Origin of the sequence: Burkholderia sp. SIMBA_062, from assembly GCF_046534765.1 — a bacterium.
Lineage (GTDB): Bacteria > Pseudomonadota > Gammaproteobacteria > Burkholderiales > Burkholderiaceae > Burkholderia > Burkholderia ambifaria.
In genome coordinates, this window is record NZ_JAWRYD010000543.1 from 1 (window position 1) to 242 (window position 242).

The 242-nt window shown below is 69.0% G+C and carries 1 protein-coding gene; it reads right to left on the bottom strand.

The features are described 5' to 3' along the window. Positions 1 to 242: hypothetical protein (locus tag SB786_RS37390; protein ID WP_410731735.1), on the bottom strand; the 242-nt coding region annotated here is incomplete at both ends.

Here is a 242-nt window from a genome sequence, read left to right on the forward strand (position 1 = left end):
GATCGGCTGGCCTTGCAGCTTGCCCTTCGCGCTGGCCGTGAGCGTGTGATGCGCGCGCGTGCCCGAGAGCCGCGCGGTGAGGCTGGCGATATCGACGCCCGCCACGGCGATGTTGCTCGCATCCGTGTTGAAGGCGAGCGCGCCGTTCGCGCCATCGCGCGCTTCGGCGTGGCCTTGCGCATGGCCAACGCGGTTGTCGCCGAACACGACGTTGTCGAGCTTGTAGTCGAGCGCGACATCGG